At 57.3% G+C, this 16,017-nt stretch carries 12 protein-coding genes and 2 tRNA genes; 4 read left to right on the top strand and 10 right to left on the bottom strand.

The features are described from left to right. Positions 1 to 4 precede the first annotated feature (4 nt). The 6 genes from MP439_04505 to MP439_04480 all read right to left on the bottom strand — a co-directional run bounded on the left by MP439_04505 (position 5) and on the right by MP439_04480 (position 4,823). Positions 5 to 874 (bottom strand): branched-chain amino acid ABC transporter permease, encoded by an 870-nt coding sequence (locus tag MP439_04505; GenBank protein MCI2975323.1) that lies wholly within the window; start codon positions 872 to 874, stop codon positions 5 to 7. 83 nt (positions 875 to 957) lie between these two features. Further along, a complete protein-coding gene (locus tag MP439_04500; GenBank protein MCI2975322.1) occupies positions 958 to 2,235 on the bottom strand; it encodes an ABC transporter substrate-binding protein in 1,278 nt (425 codons plus the stop codon). Positions 2,236 to 2,738: 503 nt separating this feature from the next. After that, positions 2,739 to 3,377: a TetR/AcrR family transcriptional regulator gene (locus MP439_04495; protein ID MCI2975321.1), complete on the bottom strand. Its 639-nt coding sequence runs from the start codon at positions 3,375 to 3,377 to the stop codon at positions 2,739 to 2,741. Between the two features lie 339 nt (positions 3,378 to 3,716). Beyond that, positions 3,717 to 3,792: transfer RNA gene (locus MP439_04490), tRNA-Phe, on the bottom strand. A gap of 14 nt (positions 3,793 to 3,806) precedes the next feature. Next, positions 3,807 to 3,884: transfer RNA gene (locus MP439_04485), tRNA-Asp, on the bottom strand. Between the two features lie 69 nt (positions 3,885 to 3,953). Beyond that, positions 3,954 to 4,823, bottom strand: a complete 870-nt coding sequence (locus MP439_04480; GenBank protein ID MCI2975320.1) for a hypothetical protein — start codon at positions 4,821 to 4,823, stop codon at positions 3,954 to 3,956. Positions 4,824 to 5,349: 526 nt separating this feature from the next. Here MP439_04480 and purF point away from each other — a divergent pair. Genes purF through pyrE form a run of 3 tightly spaced genes read left to right on the top strand, consistent with a single transcriptional unit; the run spans position 5,350 to position 8,392 of the window. Continuing rightward, a complete protein-coding gene (purF, locus tag MP439_04475) occupies positions 5,350 to 6,801 on the top strand; it encodes an amidophosphoribosyltransferase (protein MCI2975319.1) in 1,452 nt (483 codons plus the stop codon). 11 nt (positions 6,802 to 6,812) lie between these two features. Next, positions 6,813 to 7,817: a phosphoribosylformylglycinamidine cyclo-ligase gene (gene purM, locus MP439_04470; GenBank protein MCI2975318.1), complete on the top strand. Its 1,005-nt coding sequence runs from the start codon at positions 6,813 to 6,815 to the stop codon at positions 7,815 to 7,817. Then, the gene (gene pyrE / locus MP439_04465; protein ID MCI2975317.1) at positions 7,808 to 8,392 is read left to right on the top strand and encodes an orotate phosphoribosyltransferase; all 585 of its coding nucleotides are present in this window, start codon (positions 7,808 to 7,810) and stop codon (positions 8,390 to 8,392) included. Before purM ends, pyrE begins: the two co-directional genes overlap by 10 nt. Before the next feature lie 33 nt (positions 8,393 to 8,425). Here pyrE and MP439_04460 read toward each other — a convergent pair whose 3' ends face one another. The 3 genes from MP439_04460 to MP439_04450 form a co-directional block, all read right to left on the bottom strand. Next, the gene (locus tag MP439_04460) at positions 8,426 to 8,989 is read right to left on the bottom strand and encodes a hypothetical protein (GenBank protein MCI2975316.1); all 564 of its coding nucleotides are present in this window, start codon (positions 8,987 to 8,989) and stop codon (positions 8,426 to 8,428) included. A 613-nt stretch (positions 8,990 to 9,602) separates the two neighbouring features. After that, positions 9,603 to 11,078 carry a hypothetical protein gene (locus MP439_04455; protein MCI2975315.1) on the bottom strand — a complete coding sequence of 492 codons (1,476 nt, stop codon included), beginning with the start codon at positions 11,076 to 11,078 and terminating at the stop codon, positions 9,603 to 9,605. Between the two features lie 163 nt (positions 11,079 to 11,241). Continuing rightward, positions 11,242 to 12,612, bottom strand: a complete 1,371-nt coding sequence (locus MP439_04450; GenBank protein ID MCI2975314.1) for a S53 family peptidase — start codon at positions 12,610 to 12,612, stop codon at positions 11,242 to 11,244. Positions 12,613 to 13,625: 1,013 nt separating this feature from the next. Between MP439_04450 and MP439_04445 the strand changes: the two genes are divergently transcribed. After that, a complete protein-coding gene (locus tag MP439_04445; GenBank protein ID MCI2975313.1) occupies positions 13,626 to 14,990 on the top strand; it encodes an MmgE/PrpD family protein in 1,365 nt (454 codons plus the stop codon). Positions 14,991 to 15,029: 39 nt separating this feature from the next. On the opposite strand, the gene MP439_04440 is transcribed toward MP439_04445, so the two are convergent. Next, complete coding sequence (locus tag MP439_04440) at positions 15,030 to 15,854, bottom strand: IclR family transcriptional regulator (protein ID MCI2975312.1); 825 nt, start codon at positions 15,852 to 15,854, stop codon at positions 15,030 to 15,032. Positions 15,855 to 16,017 lie beyond the last annotated feature (163 nt).

The raw sequence follows: 16,017 nt of genomic DNA, 5'->3' as shown, positions 1-16,017 counted from the left end.
GGCGTCAATCCCCTGTTCCGACACGACCAAAGATACCACTTGGCCGCACCACGAGTACAACAATCATCACAACATAGACACTGATCGGTGCCAGCGACGGTAGGTAGCGCGCACCAAAGGCATCGACGAGACCGATCAACACTGCAGCGACTGCAGCTCCAGAGATGGAGCCAAGCCCCCCAATCACCGAGATGATGAAGGCATCGATGAGAATCGATTGGTCAAGCCCAGCCGAGATCGAGATCTGTGGTGCCGCGATCGCACCCGCAATACCGGCTAAGAGCGCCCCGAAGGTAAAGACGAAGAGATAGATTCGCGAGACATTCACTCCCGTCGCAGCCAAGAGCTCGTTATCCTCAACGGCCGCACGGATCTTCCATCCGAGCGTGGTGAAGCGCAAGAGCGCAAACATCACACCGCCGACGACGAGCGCAACCAGGATGATCACCACGGAGTACTCAGGAAACGACTGACCGAATATCGTGAGGCTACCAGCGACCGAGGGCGCCGTCGAAACCGTCCGATCGGATGATCCCCAGATCACGAGTCCAAGATCAGCAAAGACATAGAACAGACCGAAGGTCGCCAGCATCTGCGAGAGGTGCTCTCGTCGATAGAGGCGACGCATCACCGTAACCTCAACAAGGACCCCGAGCGCCGCTATCACCAACGGAGCGATGATCAACGCACCCCAAAAGTGCAGCTCCGAACTCGAGGCACCCACAATCGTTGAGACGACAAAGGCCGCGTACATGTAGAAGCTGCCATGAGCAACATTGATGAGCCGGAGCGAACCGAAGATCAGCGTCAGTCCTGCTCCGACCAGAAAGAGCGTACCAGCCTCAGCGAGGCCGGTGAGAACGGTGACGAGCACACTTCCCAAGTCGCATGTCCCCTTTCATGTGAGCCCTGGAGCGAGGGAATACTCTCGGTCTCCCTCGCCCCAGGTGATGGAACTCAACCTCGAAGCTTCAGAGCCTGGGAACAGGACATCAATGTCGCCGTCGGACTGGACACAAAGAGATTGGTCAACAACGGGAACCCGTACTTGGCCGAAACGCTACTCGCCACTTTGCCGAAGTAGTCGGGAACAACCGCTTGGTTGTCACAGGCCTGGAACTGGAACGTACCCTTCAGCGTGTGGACAGTATCGCCCTTGAGTGCCGCAGAAACAGCATTCCCGGTGAACGATTTCGCCTTCTCGACCCCTTGCGCCCAACTCTGGACCGCCGAATAACCAAGCACTCCCCACTCAGAGGGCCACGAGCCATAGAGGCTATGGAACTGGTTGGTAAAGGTCTTCATTGCCGCGGTATGAATGGCAAAGAACGGAGCTCGGTCGTTGAGATAGAGGTTCTTCGTCGGCGTCGCCTTGCCAAGTGCCAACAGCGTATCGGTTCCAGTGGGTCCGAACACCGCCGTCTTTGAAAAGAGGTTGTAGCTTTCAGCCTGCTTGATAAAGGTGATCTCATCGCCACCGAAGATGCCCAAGAAGATCATCTGGGGGTGGGTGGCTAGGGCAGCCGAGATGGCCGAGGTGAAGCTCGGTTGACCGATCTGCGTGTAACTCGTCCCGAGGTTCACCAACTTGATACCAAGACTCTTCATCGAGGCCTGGAAGGAGTCGATGTCGTCTCGTCCAAACGAATAATCTGGTGTGATGAAGTAGTACCGGCGATACGGCAACTTCGAAAGATATTGCGCTGCACCGAGCGGCTCCATGTAGGTATTTGGCTGCAGCTGAAATGCATACTTTGAATAATCGGTGGTCACTGTGGCGATATCATTTCCATTCCAAATCATCAGCGGAAGCTGATACTTGGTGGCCAACGACTCCATAGCACCAACGGTCGAACTCGTCGAAGCGCCAAGAAGTGCGACCACATGGTCATTCTGAATAAGGCTCTGGGTGTTCGAGATCGCCGTTGGAACCGAGGCGTTGTCGTTGCGAAAATCAACCAGCACTTTTTTGCCCAACAAACCACCACTCTTATTGATCGCGTTGACCGCCATGGTGATACCATCATCGCCATCAACCCCCGACTCCCCGAAGAAGCCGCTGGTAGCCGTATCAACACCGATAGTGACCGTACCACTGAATTTGCTCTTCGAACTCGACGAGCTGGTCGAACTACTCGAACTACTTGACCCACACGCTGCCAAAAGCGCCGCGGCCATCGCGACTCCTGCAATCGCTACCACGCGCTGACGGGCCTTACGAATTTTCCGTGCCAACTGATTCCCCCCTGTCATCAATGCTCAAAGCTCCAATTGGCCTTGAGAGCCATTGCGATGATGTAACAACCCGCAATTCGCATCGTTGCGAACTTCCACAGGGCGAACAGTTGTGAAGATCGCCGAGCGAGGTTGAACACCTGAGCCTCAGCGTAGCAAGCTTTCACAGAAATGTCAACCATTACTCAGCATAAACTAAGAAAGACCTTATAATTCTTTAGCAAAGCACTGGTAGCTTCTCGAAATTGGAACATAACTTGTTACAATTAGACGGTTTCTTGAACAAGTCGCCCCAAAGTTGTCGAGGCGCAACCCCATGGAATTCGATCCCTGTAGAATCGCGATCATCTCCGGCAGACGACCCCACCGCACTGCTCGCTCATAATGACTTGGCCAAGGGCTCCAGATTACAGCCACCAAACCGTCGCGTGGGTTACTCTTAGGTGCTGGTGAGCCGCACACAAAGATCGACACCCACCAAGAAAGCAAGGTCAGGCGCTGGGTTAAGGCTCTGAGGTTCTCTTGCTAGAAGGTCCTGATACCTCTTGTGTCACCAGCATCTTGAGCATCGGTCCAACAAGTCGCGCTGCCTCATCCACGAAGCCACGATCGGTCTCTTCCACCATTTGTCGGCTGAGCATGATCCCCCGGATCACCGCCAAGACCGCATGGGCCACCGGCACCGAACGATCCACAGACATCTCAAAGTGCTCGCGCAACGCACTCTCGATCAAGGTGATCCAGTCATCCATAGCGTGGGAAAGAAATTCCCCATAGAGATCACGATCGCGCATGCTGGCTCCGACCAGCTCAAAGAAGAGCTTGTTGGCGCCGTCGTTCTCAGGTTCCGAGATGTCCTCAATCGCAGCCCAAAAATACTGCTCAAAGTCGGCTGGGGTAGGGTGATTCGCCGCCATACGTGTCTGAAGGCCCCTGCGCTGATCGTTGGCCAAACGCGCCAACAGTTGCTCAAGGAGTTTGTCTTTGGAGCCAAAGTGATGCTCAAGCGTGTTGGGTGCCACACCCAGCTCGTCTGCTAACTTACGGTAGGTGAGCGATACCAAACCATTGGCCTTGAGATACTCTGTTGCCTGTTCGGTAAGCTCCTCGCGACGAGGGTTACGTTTGTCACTCTGTTCCATTGGCCATAGCATACGAGCTCGGCTGCACAACATGTTGACCCAGTTCGATCAGCTCCGAACCACTTCCTCCAACTTCTTCATGGCAATCACCAAAAAAGGATTCTCGGGTTCGATCACGGTCTCCACCTCGATTGGTGCGCCAGGGCAAATAGCCCATCGGCGCAACGCTTCCCTCAACACATTAAAGCTCTCGTCAGGGATCTGCACCATGGGCCAATCATGGTTAACAGGTGTCAATGGCCCCGGGTATCTTTGGCGCAGGGTGTCGATATCACCGAGTTTCAAGGTCACCAGGTGCGTGTGACCAGTGAACCAAAGAGCGAAGGCTCGCCTCATATCTGGTGGTCGGAACCGGTGTCGATCCGGTGACCTCACGCTTTTCAGGCGTGCGCTCTACCTGCTGAGCTATCCGACCGCAAACTGCGATTGTGGCGGACCCGACGGGATTTGAACCCGCGACCTCCGGCTTGACAGGCCGGCGTGCACTCCGAGCTGCACCACGGGTCCCTACGCAATCGCTTGCAAGTAGATCAGTATATAAGACTCACAAGCTCGGGCACTGCAGCTGAGCCAAACTCATGCCCGCGACAGCCGTTCCATGAGGTTGTCGCCGACTTCGGCCGGCATTACAAGATCGCCATACCCCGTCAAGGCAGCGAGCCCCGGCTTAAAGGTGCCGTGAAAGTCAGAGCCACCGGTGATGAGCAGGTCCAGGTCACGTGCAAGAGCGACCAGTTCGTTGCGCTGCTTGAGCTCATAGCCTCCGTAGAGGCACTCGACCCCCGCCAAGCCCATTTGCTTGAACTCACGCAACCTGGCACCAAGTGAGGACAGGGGGAGCCCCAGGCTTAGCGGGTGAGCGATCACTGCCACAAATCCAAGCTCGGCACACATGGGCCCGATCTCCTCGATACCAAAGAGCGTTTTGGGACTATAAAGAGGACGCCCCTTGGCCAAGTATCGATCAAAGGCATCCTGAATGCTCTCGGCATAGCCGTGATCGACGAGAACTCTGGCAAAGTGTGGGCGTCCGACGCTCTTGGCGAGGAAGTTCGGGGCGCCAGCCGCAGCGAGGACTTCGGCCTCGGTGATCGAGAGCCCCAGTTGATTGGCACGATCCAAAAGCTCGAGGTTGCGATTACGACGCGCAAGCGCCAAACGCTCGATGTTGGCGGCGAGTTCACTGGTCGAAATCGAGTGGCCGTAGATCAAGAGATGAAAGGTGCCACCGCTCCAGTTGAGCGATAGCTCCACACCCTCGGGAGGAGTGAGTTCGGCATCGAGCGCATCACGAAAGGCATCGCTCCCAGCGAGCGTGTCGTGATCGGTTAAGACGGCGAGATGGACATGGCCTAGATCACGGGCGAGCTGACCGGGGTCGACCGAGCCGTCAGAGGCATTGGAGTGGAGGTGCAAATCGCATAACGGTGGCGAAGATGCTGACATGATAGACAATGAGTCTAGCCACCCCAGAGCGAATGGTCAGGTTCACAGACATTCATCCATTCGTCGTGAGCACAATGGTGGTCCAAGATGACGCGAAGATGTTGTTAGATAGGTGCAGTACATTTGTGTCAGAGAGAGATTGTGTCAGAGGGCAGGCAGTCTTGGCTGAACATGTTGCAGCGCTCTGACCGTGACATGTACACGGGGCTCGCTGGGTACAACACGTTGGCCCGCACCGCCGCCCTGACGCTGTCGACGTCCGTCTTAACGACCCACAACCGTCTCGCTGTCACATCGTCTGTCAACGACGGTCTCTACCAACATCGGAGCCGCATAACCGACTCTTGCGTACCCGTCGCCAGCCATCCGCTGACTGATGGCTGGGCAACGGATCGTTAGCCAACGCCATCTCCATCGACAGTGATGGTTCCATCGCCAATGTCAGGTCTATCGAGGTGCGCCCGACCTGCAAAAAATCCCGATGATCCATCGGTGACACGCAAAGAAATGCTAGGCTAAACATACCGTGATCGAAGATCCCCAGAACAACCATCCGGAGCACGACCCACTGGCCCGTGATCATCCGGAGGAGGCTTGCGGGGTCTTTGGTATCTCCTTACCAAACGAAGCCGTCTCCTACCTCACCTTTGACGGCATCTACGCGCTACAGCACCGCGGGCAAGAGTCTGCAGGCATTGCGGTCGCGGACCGTGGCGAGGTGACGGTTGTGAAGAACCTCGGGCTCGTGAGCGCGGTCTTTGACGAGTCGACTCTCGCCTCGCTACCTGGTGACATGGCCATTGGACACACCCGATACGCCACCGCAGGTGACCGTAGTTGGCACAACGCCCAGCCCATCTTTCGAGCCAGTGGTGAATACGGCGTCGCTGTCGCTCACAACGGGAACCTCACCAACTCCGCCGATCTCGTTGACCGCCTCTTTGACACCATCGCAGTCCAACCCTCCGACACTGAGATCATCGCCCAACTGGTCTCGGTTGCTGTTGCTCGCTCGCGACCATCCACTGTCGAGGACTACGCCGCTGCCGTCCGTAACGCCCTCGATGAACTGAGGGGGGCGTATTCACTCGCGATGCTCGACGGCGACCGGATCATCGGTGCTCGGGATCGGGACGGTTTTCGTCCGCTGTGTCTTGGGAGCATCGCACCCAACGGCTGGGTGATCGCATCGGAGTCACCAGCGCTTGACGTCATCGGTGCCGAGTTCATCCGCGAGATCGACCCTGGGGAGATTGTGATCATCGACGCTGATGGTGCGCATAGCTTCCCTTGCCAGGATCCTCAACCTTCGCACCTATGTATCTTCGAGTTCGTCTATTTTGCTCGGCCCGATACCAAGCTCCTCGGCAAAGAGGTGCACGGCACCCGTAGGGCGATGGGCGAATACCTCGCTCACACCCTCCCGGTAGCCGCCGACATGGTCATGGGGGTTCCAGACTCAGGAGTTCCCGCAGCCGAGGGCTATGCGTTAGCCGCAGGCATTCCCTATGGTCAGGGGCTGGTCAAGAATCGTTACATCGGTCGAACCTTCATCAACCCAGGTGTCAAGAGCCGCCAGGATGCCATTCGCAGGAAGCTCAATGTACTCGAGGAGAATGTGCGGGGCAAGCGGGTGGTCGTGGTCGATGACTCAATTGTCCGTGGCTCCACAACAAAGTCGATCGTTCGACTGCTCAAGCTTGCTGGCGCGACCGAGGTGCATCTGAGGATCTCATCACCCCCCTATCGCTGGCCCTGCTTCTATGGCATCGACACGCCCAATCGACCCGATCTCATCGCCGCTCACCACAGCGTCGAAGAGATCACCGCATTGCTTGGCGCCGACAGTCTCGCCTATCTACAACTTGGTGACCTGCGCAAGGCTATCGGCACCCCTGAGGGATTTTGTGACGCCTGCCTCACCGGCAACTACCCCGTCGCACTGAACACTCAATTCGCCGGCCAACAGGTGCTCTAGAAAGGACATCCGTGGATTACCAGCAGGCTGGCGTTGATCTGGTCAACGCCGAGGAGGCGGTGCGAGCGATCTCGTCGGCCGTTCGCTCCACCTACAACGCCAATGTCGTCTCAGATATCGGCGGCTTTGGTGGCCTCTATCGTCTCGGAGACGAGGGCTCTAGTGTGCTGGTCGCCACCACCGACGGGGTGGGAACCAAGACCGAGGTTGCTCGTGCTGGACGACGGTGGGAGGGGATCGGTCAAGATCTCGTCGCCATGTGCATCGACGATCTCGTCTGCACCGGAGCCAAACCACTCTTCTTCCTCGACTACCTCGCCGTCGGCAAGAATACCCCGTCGCTGATTGCCACGCTGGTCGCTTCCATGGCGAGGGCACTCAAATCGGCTGACACCGCCCTGATCGGCGGAGAGATCGCCGAACACCCAGGCACCATGGCCCAAGATCAAGTCGACCTGGCTGGCTTTGCCGTCGGACTCATGGATCCGACGACCGCGATAGGGGCCGAACGCGTGCGGCCAGGGGATCGCGTGATCGGGCTGCCCTCGCCGAATCTGCGCTCGAACGGTTTTTCCTTGGTTCGTGCGGTCTATGCGGATTTGTTGCGACACGTGAGTGACGGCGTCGCGACCAACGATGAACTCGCCCTCTATGAGGAACTCATTGAACCTTCCGTCCTGTACGCCCCACACGTGCTGCCCCTCATCGCAGATTCGCTATTGAACGCGGCTAGTCACACCACCGGGGGTGGTCTGGTCTCCAACCTCGCACGGGTGGTACCTGATGGCCTGAGCGCCGTGATCGACCCAGACGCCTGGGAATGGCCAGCGATCTTCCAACGTCTGATGCGCGACGGGGCGATCGAACTCCATGAGATGCGGCGTACCTTTAACCTTGGTATCGGCATGGCACTCGTCGTGAATCCGACTCACGCCGACACCGTCCTGGCCCGCTATCCTGGTTCGTTGGTTATCGGAACTATCGACGAAGGAGACGAGGGAGCACGATGGGCCTAAGCGCCGCAAACCTGGCAGCAGCGCGTGCAGAGCTGATCGCAGCCATCAAAGCCGACGCCGTTACCCACGGCGATTTCACCCTCAAATCCGGGTTGCAATCAACCTGGTTTATCGACACGAAGCGTGCGATCTGTCGGCCACCAATCCTCTATCGCATGGCCCAACTCGCACTGACGGCCATCTCGGATGAGGTAACCGCCATCGGTGGCCTGACGATGGGGGCTGATCCTGTCGCCTTTGCCACCGCAACCCTCGGTCAAGCAGAGGGGCGCCACCTTGGGGCCTTTTCTGTGCGCAAAGAGGTGAAAGATTATGGGCAGGGTGGCCGAATCGCGGGGTCGCTCAATCCCGAGGATCGCGTCTGCGTCGTCGAGGACACCCCGTCGCGAGGAACATCGTTGTTGGCCGCGATCGAAGCTGTACAGGCCAGTGGTGCCACCGTCGTCCAGGCTCTCGCGATTGTCGATCGAGGCGGTACTGCTGCCTCGGTGGTGGCACCCATCCCATTTATCGCCCTCCTGAGTGCCCCTGATCTTGGCCTGCCCTACGAAGGTGGCCTCGAACTCAACTCGTAGTCCGCGGATCTGGATTCGTCAAAATATCACGTTCTATCCTTGTCGAGTATCCAAGAACCTCTCGAGATCGCGCGGATGTCGAAGGCGCACAATCGGGAGTTCCGGACGTCGCTCGAGAATGCGACGCATCCGAGCTGGGGAGCTGGAATGGCTACGCCACGCCCATCGAACGATGTGCTCTGGATTGTTGATGACCGTCCACAGCGGCGGCTCAACATTGTCATTCCAGAGTAGTTCGTGAGCCAATCGGCGGCGAATTGTTCGCATGGTTACCCGCCACATCACGATGTAGGCTGGATAGTCAAGCCAGATCAACAGGTTGCACCGATCCACTAGCCGGTCCCTCACTCGGTCATACTGCCACTCCAACACCCAACGCTCGTTGGCGATGAAACCGTCGACCTCAGCCTCAAACGATGGCAACTCGCTCCAGTTTGGGCCGTGAAACAGGCTGTCGATCTCCACGTACGGCAGGTCACACCTGTCGTGTAGCAGTCGACAAAGGGACGATTTGCCCGATCCGGATGCACCAGCAATCAGGACTCGACCGGTCACAACATCATCTATCGAGAGACCTGTAACCTCAACAAATCCCATCCCGTCACCCAATTATCGCCGTCTCGTGCACATCCTCAGCGTAACGCCCATATCGGCCTGTTCACGACGACCAGCGAATGCAACCACCCTACCGCGATCAACGACCCACAGAGCCACAAGGTGACGGTCTTGATGGCTCACCGTCTCGCACCTCATGATCAGGGGGGAGGAAACTGAGGAGTGAGGTCAATACGGCCGACCAACCCCCACTGTCAGCCGATCCCCACCACCGGCCGATCCGATATCATCGACGCAACATGCTACGTTGCACCGAGTGTGATGGTGACGGTTGTATCCATTGCGGGCCTGGCACCGATCGCGAACATGTCCTGACCTCTCTCATCGGGCGCACGCCGGGTGCGATCCGCACCCCGAGTTCACAACCATCGGCTAATGGCAGATCATATGACGTAGTCGACATCGACGCACTCGTGGCTTCGATTGGGCCTCGACGGAGGATCATCTCCATAATTTGTACACAAGAGCATCCAGCTAGACCGTCCATACCACCGTGATCAATGTGTACGCGCCTGCAACGCCACTAAGGGAGCGAGCGATGACCGAGGCGTGAGATCTCAACCAATTCCGCACCGTCAAGGCTCGTCATGGACGACTAGGCCAATAACCCACGCAACAGTACCGCGACGGGTCCTGGGCCAGACCCGGCGGACCGCAACATCACCGGGGCGCTGAGCTGGGCATAGAAGTACTCCTGGAGATAGGTCACGAGCTGATAGCCCACATCCGGTTTCTGATCGTAGAGAATGCACACCCGTGTAGCCTTCACCGCTTGAGCCATGAGCTTCTCGTCAATCAGGCCTGGCTGATGAAGCTCGAGAACGCCAATGCGACTCCCGACGTCTGCAAGGAGTACACAAGCATGCAGGGCAACCTGCACGCTTTGGCCCCAGGTGATGACGGCTAGCTCGCCCAGGGGGCGCAACCAGCGACCGGTAGAGGCTTCGAGATGCCCAAAACCATCTCGCCGCAGGCGTGACGAGACAATCAGGTAGTCATGTGTCGGCTGCGTCGCCTCCCCAAGCAGTCTGGAGGCAAAGTAGGCAAACGACTCTTGGCTATGGACGAGAACACCAGCACTCCCGGGTCTTAAATCGTGATCGAGCGTCAACGCAAGACACGGAATCCCAGGTGACGAAGTAGATTTGGCCCTCAACACGATCGGGAAACCACCCCACCGACTGACGGCTTTAGCAAGTACAGTAGGGTCAGTCACGCGGATCAACTCGTCACCCTCGATTCCCTCAACCTCGTCGAAGACCTCGCGGCCGACCAGGATAGCCGCCGTGCCAAGCCGCGCGCGGACCAGCTCGACAAAGGCTCCAAGGGAATCGACGTGCGCCTCTGCGATCAGTGCTGCCAGTCGTCTCCTGTTCCCAGCCCTAGCCAACTCAGGGCGAGGGTCATCGGCGAGCCGACTGGCAGCTTCAACAGCCTCGCGGTCAAACCGCCTCAGCGTCGCTGCCCCAAAATCGCCGAGTTCGCCAACATCAAAACTGTCGGCGTCTCCGTGGACGACAACGACCACCGGCACCACAACGCTTTGGAACCGATGCCAGAGTGATCGACCAAGGCTCCAACCTTCGAACAGGTCGCCACCAGCAAGGGTTTCGACCTGCCAGCCAAGCGAGGCAGCCGCCTCAATTGCGGGTTGGTCCTTTGGTTCGGCGATCATCACGAGCCTGAGACCAAGGCGAACGGCTTCGCCGAGGAGCTCGACCTGCGTTAACAACGCACCGCGAACATCAAGATCGCCAAGGATCGCGTCCGCATGCCCGTTAGCCATCACAGCCATGGCGAGAGCATCTACCAATGAGCCAGGACCGGCCCTATAGAGGTCCTTCAACGGCGATGCACCTCCGATGATCAGCGCATCACGATTTGAAGCGATCCCGAGACCGAGGGAACCACGCAGCCCCTGGGCGAGTCCGAGCAACGCCAGTGGAGATCGTCGATAGATGTCCAAGGTCTGAACGTAGCGCAGCCAGTGATATCGTCGGGCCAGCTCCTCCAGCTCGGGAGCCGGAACTTCGAGCTTCACACGAGTCTGAGCGCGGGAACGAGAGACCATGGGTAGTCACCCTAAAGGGGGTGGTTGGTCTGTGATACAATCAACGACCAATTCACCGAAGAAAGAAGCCGCCACGTCTGGTACGCAGTTGAACAGGGTGATAGGGGCAAGCACACAAGTGCCAGTTCCCATCACCCGATCCGTTAACTATCGTCCGGTCGACCTATGACAGCGTCCGCAGTGCCGCGATCAGCCCACTGACATTTGGGGTCCCTAGACCGCTCGCCGCATTCCACCCAGCCGCTGCCGAATAACCGGTGATGCCATCAAATGAGTTGTTACCCGACAGAACCGGATAGAACGCCTCAGCGTAAAGACTCGGCGACTGATAGATCTGGTAGAGCTTTGGCGCGAGGAATCCTTGTGATCCAAGGGAGCTTTGCACGTCAGCGTCCACCGCCGCCCACTGTGGCGTTGCCGCACTGGTGCCACCAATCGGGACCCAACCAGGACCGTTCACAGGGTCAAAGCTTTCATAGATCAGTACCGAAGAGATAACCGCGGCGTTATAGGAAACGTCTGGCAAGCCACGCATCTGCGTTGGATCGCTGATCCCGGCACCCAACTGAGAGCTAGGTTCCGGGAACACGGACGAGTAGCCACCGCCGCCCGCACCGTACCCATCGTTCCATACTTGCTCGGTTACGTGCGAAGTAATCGAGGTTGGTTCAGACCCAATCTGTGTTCCACCGACTGCAATCACGTTCGGGCTCGAGGTAGGGAAGTTCACAGTAGGATAGGGATAGGTAACTCCCTGTTTGTTGGTGTTGGCAACCCCCGAGTCTCCAGCCGCAAAGAACACCGAAACACCGTCTGCGGCAGCCTCAGCGTACAGCTTGTTCAGTCGCTCGATGACTGCCGAGTTGTGAAACGACTGCTCAGTCGTAGACCAGCTGTTCGACCAGATGTTGGCGTGGATGTTGGCGAGCGCCCAAGCCTGAGCCCGTTCCAGGTTTTCAAGTCCCTGCACGCCCTCAGTCTCGTTTACCGGCACGGTAACGAGATCGATGGTCGCGCCGGGCGCCATCGCATGCGAATACTCTACATCGAGGGTCGTCTCATAGGCCCAGCTCACCTCGGTTTCAAGCTGTTTGGAATGGTAGTTAGCTGGGCTAGGGAGCTTATCATAATTCAGCACCACGTTGCCCTCAGGATGATAGATGTTCAATGCCGGTGGGGCTGGCAGGTTATAGGCGGTGTCAAAGTGAGCCAGATCGTTACGAATGGTAGGGCTCCCATAGGAGTCAAAGATTACGATGGTCTGGCCCTTACCGTTGTCGCCAGCCTTATACGCTGGGCCATAGTTATACTCGGCCGCCATCTGCGAGGGTCCGTAGCAGGCGATGTCGTAGTTGGTCTCACAGAACGCGGCCGAAGGCGGCGAAGCTGAGACTGACTTGATTACTGGACCAACCTCAATCATGGGTACCGCCGAAGGTGCAGAAGTTCCAACAGCGGTCGAACCCGGCAGGGCCAGTGCCGCCAGCGATGCGAGGGCAACTGACGACGATACGAGTCCGAGCTTACGTAACACGGATCCCTCCTTTGCTTCAATTTGCAAACTATAGCAGAGAGCCTGCGAGGGTGTTGGCTTTTTAGATTTTTTAAGGGTTAGACCGAAATTCCCCCCTTGCGATTATCTCTACCTGGTCAGGAGACCTTGATACACGGCTATTGCAGAAGGGTGGTTTTGGCAAACCTCCAGACAGGGTCCCACACGATAGTCATCTAGGGGACCTTCGGGCAAGAAGACGTAAAGCCGACGCTGGGGACGATCTTCCGCCGAGCAGCCTTCGGCAATGAGTAACACACACCACGCCCAGACAGTGCGATCGCCAAGCCGACTTGTCATCAGCACACGAGAGTGGATAAACACCTCAAGTTCATCGCCCCATCGGAACCTCGACGGATGCCTCCATGCATAGACATCTCCGTGATTCGGCGAACGGTTCACGCAGCTCCCAAAATCACATCCTTATGCTAGACCAATCATCGCGACTCGTTGAGGAGTCGTCTCAAACCGTCAATCGAAGGAGTAGCAGATCGAAGGCGCCCTGCTTCGTCACGACAACCTCCAGTCCCTGCCATAGATGCAGGTGCCAAACTTGCATCTCCATCCAAGAGCTGTTACTCCCTTCGATTATCCACTGGTGTCACGGACATCGAGAACCCAGTGTCACAACCGCTGTAAGTCGTCGCTCGTTTAGGGTGCCCTTGCACCAGCGATCCAACCCACGACCACAAAGGCACCTAGAATCTTGACATGTCCTCGATCTCCACGATCCACCTCGTCGATGCATTCACCAGTCACCCGTTCGGCGGAAATCCAGCAGCAGTAGCACTGTGTGACTCCTACCCCGACGATACATTCCTCCAGGCCATCGCCCAAGAGTTAAACCTCTCCGAGACCGCCTTCGTCTGCATCGGATTCGACAGAGGAGTTTGTCAGATCAATGGCTTGGCTTCGTATCGTCATCAGTGTCGCTGTAACACGATTCGACGCATCAATACCGTATGCCAAGAGACCCAGCAAACTAAACTTTTGCGATGGATCTAGCAGCAGACATCGTCAACAGCGCCTACCGCTCGCTGCCATACTGGCTAGAGTCAGCCGTAATCGAACGGCTACAATTCGGTATCCTTGATACTGTAGCCGTCGCTTTACACGGGGGATCTACCCCAGAGGTTCAGCACTTGCGACAAACCCTGTTGGACCACAACGACACGACCACTATGTGGCTCACTGGTGCCGACGTTTCTCCTGAGCGCAAAGCATTTTTCAACGCCCTTCCGATCACTGCGGAACAACTCCAAGATGGCCACCGGCTGGCACGAGGTCATCCTTTTGCTCACCTAGTCCCAACATGTCTCGCGGCAGCGGAATTTACCTCAGCCAAGCTCCCCACGATCCTTGAGGGTCTGCTTCTTGGATACGAGGTTGGCGTGAGGCTTGGCATATCGATGCATGGAACACCGGAGGGGATCCACGACATCGGCACCTGGGGCCTGCTCGGGGCCACTGTGGGCTACACCCACATCTTGACCACAGGTGACCAAGCCTTGGGCGCGGCAGGTTTACGCCTCGCATCAGGTGTAGTCCTCGGTTTTGATGCAGAGACCGTCTTCGATGGATTCAGTGCCTCTCACCTCTATCTCGCAACGGCGTGCCAGCTCGCTATCCAGTTTGCCATGACTGCGGCGCTTGGAACGACCACGGCTCCCGGCACCCTTGAGCGTCACTGGCTCCCACATCTGGCCAGCCAACAAGTTCCCCTCCATGAGACTTGGACACAGGCGGAGATCACTAACGGATATTTCAAAATCTACCCAACCGTCGCGCACACCCATGGAACAATTGACGCCATCCACCAGTTCCTGCAACAAGTCACCCCATGGATGTCCCAAGGTCAACTTCAACATCAGATTGCGAGCATCCAGGTCAGCACCTACGGCTCAGCAGCACAATTTTGCAACCAACGTCCTCAATCAGTCGACGCCTGCAGATTTTCGATTCCCTTCATCGTTGCAACCGCTATCGTGGATGGACAGATCTCTCCTACTACCGACTTCACCCGGGCGCTACAAACTCAACAAGTTCGCGATTTCGCCGAACGCATCAGCGTCGTTGAGGATGCATCACTCACCGCAAGGTATCCGCTCTATGGTCGCCCCACCCGGGTCGTCGTCGAGTTTGTCGATGGCACAAGGCATGAGACCTCGTGCGACCTTACATCCGGTGACGGACCAGGTGCTCTCACAAACCCTGACGTAGTATCGAAACCTGACAGGTTGGTGACCGGAATTGTCTCACCCTCATCCTGGCAGACGTTCTCTCGGACCATCATGAATCTCGGTCAAACGAACTCACCACAGATCTTTGACGCTCTGACACACCTGACACGTAGTGAGTAGGCAGAGACGCAACGAGATCTTGATCAAAGTGTTACTCGTTCATCCTAGACCATTGCCCATCTGGGCCGAAACCCTGCGGGTGGTATCGAGCAAGGCCGCGGCGCAAAGATCGACCTCCTGTGCCAAACGCTCTGCCGGCCCGCACACACTGATAACGGCGATCGGCAAATTTTGATAGTCAAGCACAGGCGCGGCAACGGATCCAGCCCCCGCTTGTCGTTCCCCGAACGACAACGCGTAGCCTCGACGTCGAATCTCGGCGATCTGCCGTCTGAGCTGGTCTCGATCAGTCACCGTCGACGGTGTCACTTGCTCCAAGGTATTTTCAAGATAAAACTCGATCTCTGCCGGTGGCAAGAAGGCCAGAAAAGCCTTTGATGAGGCTCCGGCGTGCAGTGGATGAGGTAGTCCGATCTGGACCGACATAAGGACCTCCCGTTCAGGGGTGACCTGGTCTACGTAAACCCGATGTTCGCCTGTCCGTATCGACAACGTCGCTGTCTCAAAGGTCTCGCGCGACAGCGCCACCAGCTCAGGGTGTGCTACCCGCCGAACATCAAGTTTACTCAGATAGGTCAAACCGAGGCTGACGATGACCGGCCCAAGCAGATAGCGTCGAGTCACGGGCTCGATCTCGACGATACCCTTCTTGCGCAAACTTGAGAGAATCCGGTGAACCGAAGCCTTCGACAGACCTAGCTGTTGAGCAATCTCAGTCACTCCGAGGGTAGTCGAACTAGAGCTAGCGAATAACAAGAGGACGTCTGCGGCTCGCTCAACGGTAGAGGCGGAGCTACCCTCTGAGGGTCGGACCGAGGCGATCTCGGTGACCTCATCCTTGCCAATATCCCTCTGTAAAGCCACCTACACACCTCGTTCTTTCTGCGTCTCGCCAATCTCAGATCGATTGATGGTTACCCACCCCATCTGGGCAGCACTCACATCCACTCTAGCTGCGCTCCCAACGCGCCTAGAGTGGTCACAACAGACCGCCACGCAGGCCATCGCCGAACCACGCGACGGTCCT

The sequence above is a fragment of the Ferrimicrobium sp. genome (assembly GCA_022690815.1).
Taxonomy (GTDB): Bacteria; Actinomycetota; Acidimicrobiia; order Acidimicrobiales; family Acidimicrobiaceae; genus Ferrimicrobium.
This window is presented reverse-complemented; position numbering and strand designations above follow the sequence as displayed.